Annotated in this window: 14 protein-coding genes; 8 read left to right on the top strand and 6 right to left on the bottom strand. The window is 60.9% G+C overall.

Annotation, left to right across the window (positions count from 1 at the left end):
- Positions 1 to 5: 5 nt before the first annotated feature.
- The 4 genes from FHL16_RS01260 to pilG form a co-directional block, all read right to left on the bottom strand.
- On the bottom strand, positions 6 to 2,063 hold the full coding sequence (locus tag FHL16_RS01260; protein WP_010466865.1) for a methyl-accepting chemotaxis protein: 2,058 nt from the start codon (positions 2,061 to 2,063) through the stop codon (positions 6 to 8).
- A gap of 147 nt (positions 2,064 to 2,210) precedes the next feature.
- Positions 2,211 to 2,750 (bottom strand): chemotaxis protein CheW, encoded by a 540-nt coding sequence (locus tag FHL16_RS01250; protein ID WP_010466863.1) that lies wholly within the window; start codon positions 2,748 to 2,750, stop codon positions 2,211 to 2,213.
- A 10-nt stretch (positions 2,751 to 2,760) separates the two neighbouring features.
- The gene (gene pilH / locus FHL16_RS01245) at positions 2,761 to 3,126 is read right to left on the bottom strand and encodes a twitching motility response regulator PilH (protein WP_008068134.1); all 366 of its coding nucleotides are present in this window, start codon (positions 3,124 to 3,126) and stop codon (positions 2,761 to 2,763) included.
- A 57-nt stretch (positions 3,127 to 3,183) separates the two neighbouring features.
- Complete coding sequence (pilG, locus tag FHL16_RS01240; protein WP_010466861.1) at positions 3,184 to 3,588, bottom strand: twitching motility response regulator PilG; 405 nt, start codon at positions 3,586 to 3,588, stop codon at positions 3,184 to 3,186.
- Positions 3,589 to 3,823: 235 nt separating this feature from the next.
- Here pilG and gshB point away from each other — a divergent pair, with 235 nt between their 5' ends.
- The 7 genes from gshB to FHL16_RS01205 all read left to right on the top strand — a co-directional run bounded on the left by gshB (position 3,824) and on the right by FHL16_RS01205 (position 9,909).
- Complete coding sequence (gene gshB, locus FHL16_RS01235; RefSeq protein ID WP_077747230.1) at positions 3,824 to 4,795, top strand: glutathione synthase; 972 nt, start codon at positions 3,824 to 3,826, stop codon at positions 4,793 to 4,795.
- 106 nt (positions 4,796 to 4,901) lie between these two features.
- The gene (locus tag FHL16_RS01230) at positions 4,902 to 5,801 is read left to right on the top strand and encodes an energy transducer TonB (protein WP_010466858.1); all 900 of its coding nucleotides are present in this window, start codon (positions 4,902 to 4,904) and stop codon (positions 5,799 to 5,801) included.
- A 214-nt stretch (positions 5,802 to 6,015) separates the two neighbouring features.
- The gene (locus FHL16_RS01225) at positions 6,016 to 6,588 is read left to right on the top strand and encodes a YqgE/AlgH family protein (protein ID WP_077747229.1); all 573 of its coding nucleotides are present in this window, start codon (positions 6,016 to 6,018) and stop codon (positions 6,586 to 6,588) included.
- Entirely contained in the window at positions 6,588 to 7,025 is a 438-nt protein-coding gene (gene ruvX, locus FHL16_RS01220) for a Holliday junction resolvase RuvX (protein ID WP_005792259.1), read from the top strand. The genes FHL16_RS01225 and ruvX overlap by 1 nt, the downstream gene beginning before the upstream one ends.
- A gap of 80 nt (positions 7,026 to 7,105) precedes the next feature.
- Positions 7,106 to 7,609, top strand: coding sequence for a bifunctional pyr operon transcriptional regulator/uracil phosphoribosyltransferase PyrR (gene pyrR, locus FHL16_RS01215; protein WP_077747228.1), 504 nt, complete (start codon positions 7,106 to 7,108; stop codon positions 7,607 to 7,609).
- Positions 7,610 to 7,636: 27 nt separating this feature from the next.
- Complete coding sequence (locus FHL16_RS01210) at positions 7,637 to 8,641, top strand: aspartate carbamoyltransferase catalytic subunit (protein WP_007897943.1); 1,005 nt, start codon at positions 7,637 to 7,639, stop codon at positions 8,639 to 8,641.
- Positions 8,638 to 9,909, top strand: coding sequence for a dihydroorotase (locus FHL16_RS01205; protein ID WP_010466848.1), 1,272 nt, complete (start codon positions 8,638 to 8,640; stop codon positions 9,907 to 9,909). The genes FHL16_RS01210 and FHL16_RS01205 overlap by 4 nt, the downstream gene beginning before the upstream one ends.
- A 94-nt stretch (positions 9,910 to 10,003) precedes the next feature.
- Here the strand turns inward: FHL16_RS01205 and FHL16_RS01200 are convergent, their stop codons facing one another.
- Complete coding sequence (locus tag FHL16_RS01200) at positions 10,004 to 10,435, bottom strand: NINE protein (protein ID WP_077747227.1); 432 nt, start codon at positions 10,433 to 10,435, stop codon at positions 10,004 to 10,006.
- A 249-nt stretch (positions 10,436 to 10,684) separates the two neighbouring features.
- Here FHL16_RS01200 and FHL16_RS01195 point away from each other — a divergent pair, with 249 nt between their 5' ends.
- Positions 10,685 to 11,302, top strand: coding sequence for a C40 family peptidase (locus FHL16_RS01195; RefSeq protein ID WP_077747226.1), 618 nt, complete (start codon positions 10,685 to 10,687; stop codon positions 11,300 to 11,302).
- Positions 11,303 to 11,453: 151 nt separating this feature from the next.
- Here the strand turns inward: FHL16_RS01195 and FHL16_RS01190 are convergent, their stop codons facing one another.
- Positions 11,454 to 12,488, bottom strand: a complete 1,035-nt coding sequence (locus tag FHL16_RS01190; RefSeq protein WP_010466841.1) for a type IV pilus twitching motility protein PilT — start codon at positions 12,486 to 12,488, stop codon at positions 11,454 to 11,456.
- Between the last annotated feature and the right edge of the window lie 46 nt (positions 12,489 to 12,534).

Genomic DNA, 12,534 nt, shown 5'->3' with positions numbered 1-12,534 from the left:
GCGCTTCACACTTTATCCGCCGCCTGCGCCTTGGCCGCCGGCAAGGTGAAACCGGACACCGAGCGCCGCAGCTGACTGGCCATTTTCGCCAGGTTGCCAATGCTCTCGGCGGTGGCGGTCGAGCCCGACGAAGTCTGCGTGGTGATCTGCTGGATCACGTTCATGGTCAGGGAAATCTGACCGGCTGAAGACGTCTGCTGCTGCGCAGCGTTGGAAATACTCTGGATCAACGCCGCCAGGGTCTTCGACACGCCTTCGATTTCTTCCAGCGCCACACCGGCATCCTGCGCCAGACGCGCGCCGCGCACCACTTCGGTGGTGGTCTGTTCCATGGAAATCACGGCTTCGTTGGTGTCGGTCTGGATCGCTCGCACCAGGGTTTCGATCTGCCGGGTAGCGGCGGACGAACGCTCGGCCAGACGCTGCACTTCATCGGCCACCACTGCAAAACCGCGCCCGGCATCACCGGCCATCGAGGCCTGGATCGCCGCGTTGAGCGCAAGGATGTTGGTCTGATCGGCAATGTCATCGATCAGGCTGACAATGTCGCCGATTTCCTGAGAGGACTCGCCCAGACGCTTGATGCGCTTGGCGGTGTCCTGGATCTGCTCGCGAATGTTGTCCATGCCGTGGATCGTGTTGTGCACCACCTCGTTGCCCTTGTTGGCGATTTCCACCGAACGTTCCGCCACCGCCGAGGACTCGGCAGCGTTGGCGGAGACCTGGTCGATGGACTGGGCCATGTCGTTGATCGCGGTGGAGGCTTCGCTGATCTGTTGCGCCTGATGTTCCGATGCCTGGGCCAGGTGCATCGCCGTGGCCTGGGTTTCCTGCACGGCGGCGGCGACCTGGCCAGCGGTGAGGTTGATGGTCGCCACCAGGTCGCGCAGTTGATCAACGGAATAGTTGATCGAGTCGGCGATGGTCCCGGTGAAGTCTTCGGTTACCGAGGCGGTCACGGTGAGGTCGCCGTCGGCGAGGTCTTCGATCTCGTCGAGCAGGCGCATGATCGCGGTCTGGTTGCGCTCGTTCTTCTCGGCGGTTTCGCGCAGCTGGCGGTTGGTTTCGCGCACCATCACCAGGCCGATAAGGATGATCGACATCAGCGCCAACAGGCCCAGCACGTAGCCGCCAATGGTGTCGGTGTCGCGCCCGCCGGCAAGGTTTTCGAACCCGCTGGCCAGGTGCGAGGCTTCGTCGAGCAGGGTCTGCGACAAGGTGAAGATGTTGGTCGCCGATTCGCGAACCTTGAACAGCTCCGGCGAGGTTTCGAGGATTTCATCCACAGAGCCGGAGACAAACTCGAACAGCTCGGAAATCTCGGTCAAGCGGGCACGCGCATCGCGGTCTTCGACCTGGCTGACTCGCAGCGACGTATTGCCCTGGAGCATGCCATTGAGTACCTGGCCGAATCGGGCAGCGTCGCGACCGAACGCGTCGGCGGCCTGTTGTGAATTTTCATCGCCGGACAGCACGGTGTTCACCGCGCCCAGGATGCGTTCGGCCAGCAGCGACTGACGCTGGGCCATGGCCACCTGAGCGGCCGGCGCGCCGCGCTGCAAGAGAATTTCGACGACTTTTTCGTATTCGACCTGCAACTGCGGCACGGTTTCGGCCAGCGTCGCGGCGACCTGATGCAGCGAGAGTACGGTCTGCTCGCTGGAGAGGATGGCGTCGGTGTTTTTCAGCAGCCGTTCCCAGTCCAGCTGAACGGCGCGCATTTCCGGGCGCACGGCGGACGGCGCTGGCGGCAGGCCGGTGGCCGGGTCGCCCTTCTTCAAGTAACCCCAGCGTTGGGCGAAGTCGTTGCGTGCATCGCTCAGCAGCTTGAACGCCGCCGCCTTGCCGGCAGCGGCTTCGGTGGCGTTTTTGGCGATGCGTTGGGACAGCACGCGCAGTTCGCCGGCGTGGCCGATGTACTGTTTGTCATACGTGGCTTGCGTGTTGAGGTAAGCGAAGTTGGCAAACAGCAGCATGATGAAGATGATCAGCGCGATGAACAGCACGATGATCTGCGAGCGGCTGCGCGATCCTTCTGGCTTGCCTGTTTTTGTTTTTATCATCGGTCCTCGCCTGTACTGCCTGATTCAACGACGCCCTTGCAAGAGCGAGGCTTGCCCGCGAAGCAGGCGCTACGGTCTTACGGGAACACCGCGTTTCCGTTCTTCGCGGGCAAGCCTCGCTCCTGCAGGATTGGGGCGTCGCCTTGATTACAGCGCTACATGCATAAAGCTTTGCGACTGCGCCAGCGTAAACGGGCTGAATATTTGCCACGTCTGCTCACGCTGAAACCGGCCCTGGACGAACGCGGCAATCGGCCCGTGCAGATCGGCCATCGACACCGGTTCCAGACTGTCCTGGGCAAAGTGTTGCAAGCCGAAGACTTCGTCGACCATCAACCCGGCAAACACTTCACCGTGCTCCACCACCAACACCCGCCGCTGTTTGCGCAGGGTCGACTGCTCATGTCCGAAGAAGCTGCACAAATCCATGATCGGCAGCAATCGTCCGCGCAAGTTGGCCACACCCTTGACCCAGGGTTTGACGCCCGGCAATTGGGTGAAACGCGGTTCGTGCAGGACCTCGCTGACTTCGCCCATGGGCGCGACGTACCAGTTTTCGCCCAAGCGAAAGCCGATGCCGCTCCAGCGGTCCTGTCGGGTTGGCTGGGATGGCAGATCCGCCGCCAGCAGACGACAGCGCTGGTCAATCTGCAGCAGCAGTTCGAAAGCCGTCAGCGACTCGGTCATGGCCGGACGATCAACCGGCCAGCACGTTGTTCAGGGTTTTGATCAGGGTCTCTTCGTCGACCGGTTTGGTCAGGTAATCCTTGGCGCCCTGGCGTGTGCCCCAGACTTTGTCGGTTTCCTGATCCTTGGTGGTGATGATGATCACCGGGATGTGCCCGGTTTCCGGGTCTTTGGTCAACTGGCGGGTCGCCTGGAAACCGTTGAGGCCGGGCATGACGATGTCCATGAGCACCGCGTCGGGTTTTTCCTGACGGGCCAGGGCCACGCCGTCGGCGCCGTTTTCGGCTTTCAACACTTCATGACCGTGCTTTTCCAGCATGCCGGTCAGTTTGTACATTTCGGTCGGCGAATCATCGACGATCAGAATACGTGCCATGGTCTTCCCCATTCTTGTCAACGCCGGGCCCGCTGGCCGAGCGTCACTGTGCGTGTCCTACTGCGGCAAAACGGCGGCGAAGCCCGGTACATGGGCCTGGATCGCGTTCAGCAGTTCTTCCTTGCTGAAAGGCTTGGTCAAAAACTGGTCGGAGCCGACGATGCGCCCCTTGGCCTTGTCGAACAGCCCGTCCTTGGACGACAGCATAATCACTGGCGTGGACTTGAACGCACTGTGGTTCTTGATCAACGCGCAGGTCTGATAGCCATCCAGGCGCGGCATCATGATGTCGACAAAGATGATGCCGGGATGGTTATCGGCAATCTTGGCCAGGGCATCGAAACCATCGATGGCCGTGATGACTTCACAACCCACGTTTTTCAACAGCGTTTCGGCGGTACGACGAATCGTCTTCGAATCGTCGATCACCATGACCTTCAAGGCGCTGGAATGCTGTTCCATAAATGCTCTACCGTCGCCTTTGCGAATCAAATTGTCCGTTTACGGACCTTCGGTGGCTCGAAACCCTTGATGTTCAAGGGCCAGCACGACATGGCAGCCTTTTTAGCACAGTCTCCAACACCAATCTATCGGGCGACTGACACGGTGGTTTTTCCTTGACCGGGAACACACTGGGCGCCAATCTGACGCCACTTTTTCGTGTCCATCCGGACCACCCCAATTCGAGGAAAAACCCATGAGCGTTCGCGTCGGGATTGTCATGGACCCTATTGCCAGCATCTCCTATAAAAAGGATAGCTCGCTGGCCATGCTGCTGGCCGCACAGAAGCGCGGCTGGGAACTGTTCTATATGGAACAGAGCGATTTGTACCAGGCCGAAGGTGAAGCCCGAGCGCGGATGCGTCCGCTGAAAGTCTTCGCCAACCCGGAAAAATGGTTCGAACTGGAAGCCGAGACCGACGCGCTGCTGAGCGATCTTGACGTGATCCTGATGCGCAAGGATCCGCCATTCGACATGGAGTTCGTCTACTCCACGTACCTGCTGGAGCAAGCCGAGCGCGCTGGCGTGCTGGTGGTCAACAAGCCGCAAAGCCTGCGTGACTGCAACGAAAAGCTGTTCGCCACGCTGTTCCCGCAGTGCACGCCGCCGACCATCGTCAGCCGTCGCCCGGACGTGCTGCGCGAGTTCGCCGATCACCACGGCGATGTGATCCTCAAGCCGCTGGACGGCATGGGCGGTTCGTCGATCTTCCGTCACACCGTCGGCCACCCGAACCTGTCGGTGATCCTCGAAACCCTGACCTTGCATGGCAAGCAGCAGATCATGATCCAGGGTTACTTGCCGGCAATCATCGATGGCGACAAACGCATCCTGATGATCGACGGCGAACCGGTGGATTACTGCCTGGCACGCATCCCGGCCGCCGGTGAAACCCGTGGCAACCTGGCGGCCGGCGGTCGTGGCGAAGCCCGCCCGTTGACCGACAAGGATCGCTGGATCGCTGCTCAGGTCGGCCCGACCCTGCGTGAGAAAGGCCTGCTGTTCGTGGGTCTGGACGTGATTGGTGAGCACCTCACCGAAATCAACGTCACCAGCCCGACCTGCATTCGCGAGATTGATAATGCGTTTGGCACCGACATCGGCGGCATGCTGATGGATGCCATAGAGAAGCAGCTGCAAGCTTCAAGCCGCAAGCTGCAAGCTTGAAGCTGACGCCCTACAGCTTGTCGCTTGATACTTGTAGCTTGAAGCTAAAAACCAACATTGCGTTATCATGCCGAGCCCGTAAAAACGCGATGTTGGTTTTTTTGTCATGACACTTCCGTCCGATCTGCCCCCTGAACTCGCCCATCGTGGCGTGCGCCCGGCCGATCGCCTCGGATTTACCCTGTTTCTAGCGGCGCTGATTCACCTGGCCTTGCTGTTGGGCGTCGGGTTCACGATGGTCGAACCCAAGCAGATCAGCAAAACCCTGGAAATCACCCTCGCCACCTTCAAAAGCGAAAAGAAGCCTGCGAAAGCTGATTTCCTTGCCCAGGAAAATCAGGAAGGCAGCGGCACCCTGGATAAAAAGGCGATTCCCAAGACCACCGAGGTCGCGCCCTTCCAGGACACCAAGGTGCAGAAAGTCACGCCACCGCCGGCCGCCAAGCCGCCAGTGCCGGAAGCCGCGCCCAAGGCTGCCGTGACCACGGTCGCGCCGAAGCCGAAAAAAGCCCCGGCCAAGAACGAAGAGATCAAGCCGATAACCAAGCCTGCGGTGGCGGCGCCGACGTTCGACACTGAACAGCTGTCCAGCGACATCGCCAGCCTGGAAGCGGAACTGGCCAACGAACAACAGCTGTACGCCAAGCGCCCGCGCATCCACCGCCTGAGCGCTGCTTCGACCATGAAAGACAAGGGCGCCTGGTATAAGGACGAATGGCGCAAGAAGGTCGAGCGCATCGGCAACCTGAATTACCCCGACGAAGCGCGGCGCAAGCAGATCTACGGCAATTTGCGCCTGATGGTTTCGATCAACCGCGATGGCTCGCTGTATGAAGTGCTGGTGCTGGAATCCTCCGGGCAACCGTTGCTGGATCAGGCGGCGCAGCGGATTGTGCGGCTGGCGGCACCGTTTTCACCGTTTACCGGGGATTTGTCGGACATTGATCGGCTGGAGATCATCCGCACGTGGAAATTCGCCCGTGGGGACCGGTTGTCCAGTAATTGATCAATTGATTTGGGTGATTGAGCCGGCGCCTTCGCGTGCAAGCCTCGCGTCTACAGGTCATGCGCCACTTTTGCGGTATATACCGAACCTGTAGGAGCGAGGCTTGCCCGCGAAGAGGCCCTCAAGCAAAACCCGGATCAAAAGACACCCGCCCAGGCATTTCCTGTGCATCCCCAGCTTGTCAGTTCGCCCCTCCAACGCCACACTAGCGCTCATGAAGAACGTCAGCCCCAGCTACCTCAAGCATCACTTCCTGATCGCCATGCCTCACATGGCCGACCCGAACTTTGCGCACACCTTGACCTACATCGTCGAGCACACGGCCAATGGTGCCATGGGGCTGGTGGTCAACCGCCCGCAAGACCTGAATCTGGCCGATATCCTCGAGCAATTGCGCCCCGACATCGAACCGCCAGTGCTCTGCCAGCATGTGCCGATTTTCATCGGCGGCCCGGTGCAGACCGACCGTGGTTTTGTCCTGCACCCTTCGGGCAAGACCTTCCAGGCGACCGTTGATCTGGAAGGCGACCTTTCCTTGTCCACTTCCCAGGACGTGCTGTTCGCCATCGCTGACGGCGTCGGCCCGGCCAAAAGCGTCATTGCCCTCGGTTACGCTGGCTGGGAAGCCGGACAGCTTGAAGCCGAACTGGCGCAGAACGCCTGGCTGACCTGTCCGTTTGACGCCGACATCCTGTTCAACACCAGCAGCGAACTGCGCCTGGATGCAGCGGCCAAGCACCTCGGGGTCAATCTCAGCCTGCTGACCAGCCAGGCGGGCCACGCCTGATGGCCCTGCGACTGATTCTGGGTTTTGACTACGGCACCAAACAGATCGGCGTTGCGGTCGGCCAGGTGATTACCGGTCAGGCCCGCGAGCTGTGCACCTTGAAGGCGCAAAACGGTATTCCCGACTGGAACCAGGTCGAAGCCCTCATTAAAGAGTGGAAGCCCGACGCCGTGGTCGTCGGCCTGCCCCTGAACATGGACGGCACGCCGAGCGACATGTGCCTGCGCGCGGAGAAATTCGCCCGACGCCTCAATGGCCGCTACAACCTGCCCTTCTATACGCACGACGAACGCCTGACCACCTTCGAAGCCAAAGGCGAGCGGCGTGATCGCGGCGGGCAAAAAGGCAGTTACCGCGACAACCCGGTCGACGCCATCGCCGCCGCCCTGCTGTTGCAAGGCTGGCTCGACGAAAACACCGCACTGTTCGAATCCTGAAGCGCCGTCACAGCGTCTCTCTTAGCTAGAACCCGAGCCAAACCCCGCACGCACCGGCTCGGGCCCAAGAAGGAGCAACCATGAGCCTGCCCAATCCCGCCGAACTGATCAGCCAGATGGCGATCCGTCTCAAGGCACATCTGGAACACCGTGGCATCAGCGAACCGCGTTACATCGGCATTCGTACCGGCGGCGTCTGGGTCGCCCAGGCGTTGCTCGATGAACTGGGCAGCGATTCGCCCCTCGGCACCCTGGACGTGTCCTTCTACCGCGACGATTTCAGCCAGAACGGCCTGCACCCGCAAGTGCGCCCGTCCGCCCTGCCGTTCGAAATCGAAGGCCAGCATCTGGTGCTGATCGACGACGTATTGATGAGCGGTCGAACCATCCGCGCCGCCATGAATGAACTGTTCGACTACGGCCGCCCGGCCAGCGTGACGCTGGTGTGCCTGCTGGACCTGGACGCCGGCGAGTTGCCGATCCGCCCGAACGTGGTCGGTGCGACGCTGACGCTTGCGGCCCACGAGCGGGTAAAGCTGTCCGGCCCGGAGCTCAAGCTCGAACTGCAAGACCTCGCCCTTTAATCCGCCCTATTGAGAGTCCCCCTCGCGATGACGCCTCTAGAAACCAAGCGCCCGCTGCAGCTCAATGATCAGGGCCAGCTGCGCCACTTCCTCTCGCTCGACGGTTTGCGCCGCGAGTTGCTGACGGAAATCCTCGACACCGCCGACTCGTTCCTCGAAGTCGGCGCCCGGGCGGTGAAGAAAGTCCCGTTGCTGCGCGGCAAGACCGTGTGCAACGTGTTCTTCGAGAACTCCACCCGCACCCGCACCACCTTCGAGCTGGCGGCCCAACGGCTATCGGCCGACGTCATCACGCTGAACGTGTCGACCTCGTCGGCGAGCAAGGGCGAAACCCTGCTCGACACCCTGCGCAACCTGGAAGCCATGGCCGCCGACATGTTCGTCGTGCGTCACGGTGATTCCGGTGCGGCGCACTTCATTGCCGAACATGTCTGCCCGCAAGTGGCGATCATCAACGGCGGCGACGGCCGTCATGCGCACCCGACCCAGGGCATGCTCGACATGCTGACGATCCGCCGGCACAAGGGCGGCTTTGAAAACCTCTCCGTGGCCATCGTCGGCGACATCCTGCACTCGCGGGTGGCGCGCTCGAACATGCTGGCGCTGAAAACCCTCGGCTGCCCGGACATCCGTGTGATCGCGCCGAAAACCCTGCTGCCGATCGGCATCGAGCAATACGGCGTGAAGGTGTACACCGACATGACCGAAGGCCTGAAAGACGTCGATGTAGTGATCATGCTGCGCCTGCAACGTGAACGCATGACCGGCGGCCTGCTACCGAGCGAGGGCGAGTTCTACCGCCTGTTCGGCCTGACCACTGCGCGCCTGGCCGGGGCCAAGCCGGACTGCATCGTCATGCACCCGGGGCCGATCAACCGTGGGGTGGAGATTGAGTCGGCGGTGGCCGACGGTCCGCACTCGGTGATCCTCAACCAGGTCACCTACGGCATCGCGATTCGTATGGCCGTGTTGTCCATGGCCATGAGCGGGCAGACTGCGCAACGTCAATTCGAGCAGGAGAACGCCCAGTGAAGCTCAGCATTCTCGGCGCACGTGTCATCGATCCGGCCACAGGCCTGGATCAAGTTACCGATATTCATATTGAAGCCTGCAAAGTCGTTGCCCTCGGCGCCGCACCCGCCGGTTTTGTGCCCGTCGACACCATTGACGCCAAAGGCCTGGTGGCCGCCCCTGGCCTGGTTGACCTGAACGTCGCCCTGCGCGAGCCGGGCTACAGCCGCAAAGGCTCGATCATCAGCGAAACCCGCGCCGCCGCGGCCGGTGGCGTGACCAGCCTGTGCTGCCCGCCGAAAACCAAACCGGTGCTCGATACTTCGGCCGTGGCCGAACTGATCCTCGACCGCGCCCGCGAGGCCGGCAACACCAAAGTCTTCCCGATCGGCGCCCTGAGCAAAGGCCTGGACGGCGAACAGCTGGCCGAACTGGTCGCTTTGCGCGATGCCGGCTGCGTGGCCTTCGGCAACGGTCTGGAGAGCTTCCGCAACACCCGCACGTTGTGCCGGGCGCTGGAATACGCGGCGACCTTCGACCTGACGGTGATTTTCAACTCTCAGGATCATGATCTGGCCGAAGGTGGTTTGGCCCACGAAGGCCCGACCGCCAGTTTCCTCGGCTTGCCGGGCATTCCGGAAACCGCCGAGACCGTGGCCCTGGCCCGGGACCTGCTGCTGGTCGAGCAAAGCGGCGTGCGTGCGCACTTCAGCCAGCTCACCAGCGCTCGCGGCGTGGCGCTGATCGCTCAGGCCCAGGCCCGTGGCCTGCCGGTGACCGCCGATGTGGCGTTGTATCAACTGATCCTGACCGACGAAGCGCTGATCGACTTCAGCAGCCTCTATCACGTCCAGCCGCCGCTGCGCACCCGCGCCGACCGCGATGGCTTGCGTGCAGCGGTGAAGTCGGGCGTGGTTTCGGCCATCTCCAGCCATCACCAGCCCCACGAACGGGATGCCAAACTGGCACCGTTTGGCGCGACCGAGCCGGGCATCAGCAGCGTTGAACTGCTGCTGCCGCTGGCGATGACACTGGTGGAGGATGGGTTGCTGGATCTGCCAACGTTGTTGGCGCGCCTCAGCACCGGGCCTGCCGAGGCGTTGCGCTTGCCGGCGGGCAAGTTAGCCGTAGGCGGGCCGGCGGACATCGTGCTGTTTGATCCGGCGGCTTCGACCGTGGCCGGTGAGACCTGGCTGTCCAAGGGTGAGAACTGCCCGTTCATTGGGCATAGCCTGCCAGGCGTCGTGCGCTACACCCTGGTGGATGGACGGATCAGCCACCAGTCTTGAGACTGAGCTGTCCCAATCGCTAGCAGGGCTAGCTCCCACGCAGGATCTGTGAACAACACAAATCCCCTGTGGGAGCTAGCCTGCCGGCGATGGCTTACTGGAAAGTGCCGCGATTCTGCGCGTTACGCACGGACACCTGGTCATTCAGCGTCCAGAAGTCATACAGCACCCCCAGAAAGAACAACCCGCCCGTCACCAGGTACAGCAATCCGCTGATCCACTTCCCCTGATACATCCGGTGTACGCCGAAGACACCGAGAAACGTCAGCAGAATCCACGCCACGTTGTACTCGATGGGTCCGGCGGTAAAACGCAGGTCCGCTTCACGGTCCATGGCCGGGATCAGAAAGATGTCGATCAGCCAGCCAATACCCAGCAAACCGAAGGTGAAAAACCAGATCGTCCCGGTCACCGGCTTGCCGTAATAGAAGCGGTGAGCCCCGGTAAAACCAAAAATCCACAGCAGGTAGCCGATCACTTTGCTGTGTGTATCTTGCTGCTGGCCAGCCTGTTGATAGGTGTTCATGAAGGACCTCGATTCACACGATAGATAAATATTCTTGAATTCTTTGTGACTTTTTTACAGGTTGCCGACGTATGGCACATGCTACCTTCGGTTGCGTCAAAGCCTTATACCACCTGACTTCTGTCCGACAATTGCGTCCATTTGCCGCTTATTTGGTTCCGTTGACCACAAGTTGAATCGACCAACGGCCTCGGAAGGGCAAAAAAAGCTGTTATAAAGTTGCGCGCTAACCCATATGAGCCTTGCCTAATGCGTCCATTTTTCAAGACATGGCTAACCATTTGCCTTTTGATGCCACTGGCCGCCCACGCCACCAATCGTGAGCAACGTCTTCCAAACGTTAATGGTTACACCCAAAAATCCCATGTTTCTGCTCCTTCGAGCAAAAACAAGAAAACCGAAAAACGTGCTCCACAGCTGGCTAGTAAAAGCAGCCTTGTTCCGCCGATGGCGACCAAGGAAAGCAGCAACGTGCTGAGTCGCGCCGTCAACGTCCTCGGTACACCTTACCGTTGGGGCGGCAGCAGCCCAAGTAAAGGGTTCGATTGCAGCGGCCTGGTGAAATACGCGTTCAACGACGCCACGTTCGACCTGCCACGCACGTCCAATGCCATGGCCAGCGGTCATGGCGAGAAAGTCGATCGCAAGGATCTGAAGCCGGGCGACCTGATTTTCTTCAACATCAAGAGCCGTCGGGTCAATCACGTTGCCATCTACCTGGGCAACGACCGTTTTATCCACGCACCGCGCCGTGGCAAGTCGGTGACCATCGACACCTTGAAGAAACCGTACTGGGAAAGCCACTACGTGGTTGCCAAGCGGGTTCTGCCGAAAGAGAAGAACACACTTCAGGTTGTTCAGCGCTGATCTGAAGTCCCGGGGTCAGACCCGGCACTTGCTTCGGTCATGACGCCCTCTTCGCGGGCAAGCCTCGCTCCTACAGGTCACGTGCCATTTTTTGCGGCACATGCCTGACCTGTAGGAGCGAGGCTTGCCCGCGAAGGCGTTTCTGGCCTCCTCAGAAATTATCCGGCGTCCGCGCCTTCTCCCGGGCATGCTCCCGGCTGATCAAGCCCTTGGTCACCAAATCCTTTAAGCACATGTCCAGCGTCTGCATCCCCAGGCTGCCCCCGGTCTGAATCGACGAGTACATCTGCGCCACCTTGTCTTCGCGGATCAGGTTACGGATCGCCGACGTGCCGAGCATGATTTCGTGCGCCGCAATGCGCCCACCGCCGATCTTCTTGATCAGGGTCTGCGACACCACCGCCAGTAACGACTCGGACAGCATCGACCGCACCATCGACTTCTCGTCCCCCGGAAACACGTCCACCACCCGGTCGATGGTCTTCGCCGCTGACGTGGTGTGCAGCGTGCCGAACACCAGGTGACCGGTCTCGGCGGCGGTCAATGCCAGGCGAATGGTCTCCAGGTCACGCATTTCCCCCACCAGAATCACGTCCGGGTCTTCCCGCAGCGCCGAGCGCAGGGCCGTGGCGAAGCTACGGGTATCACGGTGGACTTCGCGCTGGTTGATCAGGCATTTACGCGATTCATGGACGAATTCGATGGGGTCTTCGATGGTGAGGATGTGGTGATGGCGATGGTTGTTCAGGTAATCGATCATCGCCGCCAGGGTGGTGGACTTGCCGGAACCGGTGGGGCCGGTCACCAGCACCAGGCCCCGCGGGGCCTCGGTGATCTTGCGAAACACCTCGCCCATGCCGAGGTCGTCCATGCTCAGGACTTTCGACGGGATGGTCCGGAATACCGCACCCGCACCCCGGTTCTGGTTGAAAGCGTTGACCCGGAAACGCGCCACGCCGGGCACTTCGAAGGAAAAATCAGTCTCCAGGTGTTTCTCGAAGTCCACCCGCTGGGTGTCGTTCATGATGTCGTAGATCAGCTCATGCACCTGTTTGTGGTCCAGGGCCGGCAGGTTGATGCGCCGCACGTCGCCGTCGACGCGAATCATCGGTGGCAGGCCGGCAGACAGGTGCAGGTCGGACGCGCCCTGTTTAGCGCTGAAGGCCAGCAGCTCAGTGATATCCATAGCGCTCCTCAATTCCAGTAGAATGCCGCCAACCTTCAAACCGCCG

The sequence above is a fragment of the Pseudomonas sp. FSL W5-0299 genome, assembly GCF_005930655.1.
GTDB classification, from domain to species: Bacteria; Pseudomonadota; Gammaproteobacteria; order Pseudomonadales; family Pseudomonadaceae; genus Aquipseudomonas; species Aquipseudomonas mandelii.
This window is presented reverse-complemented; position numbering and strand designations above follow the sequence as displayed.

Bases quoted from the DNA above. Each gene is read 5' to 3' on its own strand.
- FHL16_RS01260 (WP_010466865.1), bottom strand. From the start codon at position 2,063: ATGATAAAAACAAAAACAGGCAAGCCAGAAGGATCGCGCAGCCGCTCG.
- FHL16_RS01250 (WP_010466863.1), bottom strand. From the start codon at position 2,750: ATGACCGAGTCGCTGACGGCTTTCGAACTGCTGCTGCAGATTGACCAG.
- pilH (WP_008068134.1), bottom strand. From the start codon at position 3,126: ATGGCACGTATTCTGATCGTCGATGATTCGCCGACCGAAATGTACAAA.
- pilG (WP_010466861.1), bottom strand. From the start codon at position 3,588: ATGGAACAGCATTCCAGCGCCTTGAAGGTCATGGTGATCGACGATTCG.
- gshB (WP_077747230.1), top strand. From the start codon at position 3,824: ATGAGCGTTCGCGTCGGGATTGTCATGGACCCTATTGCCAGCATCTCC.
- FHL16_RS01230 (WP_010466858.1), top strand. From the start codon at position 4,902: ATGACACTTCCGTCCGATCTGCCCCCTGAACTCGCCCATCGTGGCGTG.
- FHL16_RS01225 (WP_077747229.1), top strand. From the start codon at position 6,016: ATGAAGAACGTCAGCCCCAGCTACCTCAAGCATCACTTCCTGATCGCC.
- ruvX (WP_005792259.1), top strand. From the start codon at position 6,588: ATGGCCCTGCGACTGATTCTGGGTTTTGACTACGGCACCAAACAGATC.
- pyrR (WP_077747228.1), top strand. From the start codon at position 7,106: ATGAGCCTGCCCAATCCCGCCGAACTGATCAGCCAGATGGCGATCCGT.
- FHL16_RS01210 (WP_007897943.1), top strand. From the start codon at position 7,637: ATGACGCCTCTAGAAACCAAGCGCCCGCTGCAGCTCAATGATCAGGGC.
- FHL16_RS01200 (WP_077747227.1), bottom strand. From the start codon at position 10,435: ATGAACACCTATCAACAGGCTGGCCAGCAGCAAGATACACACAGCAAA.
- FHL16_RS01195 (WP_077747226.1), top strand. From the start codon at position 10,685: ATGCGTCCATTTTTCAAGACATGGCTAACCATTTGCCTTTTGATGCCA.
- FHL16_RS01190 (WP_010466841.1), bottom strand. From the start codon at position 12,488: ATGGATATCACTGAGCTGCTGGCCTTCAGCGCTAAACAGGGCGCGTCC.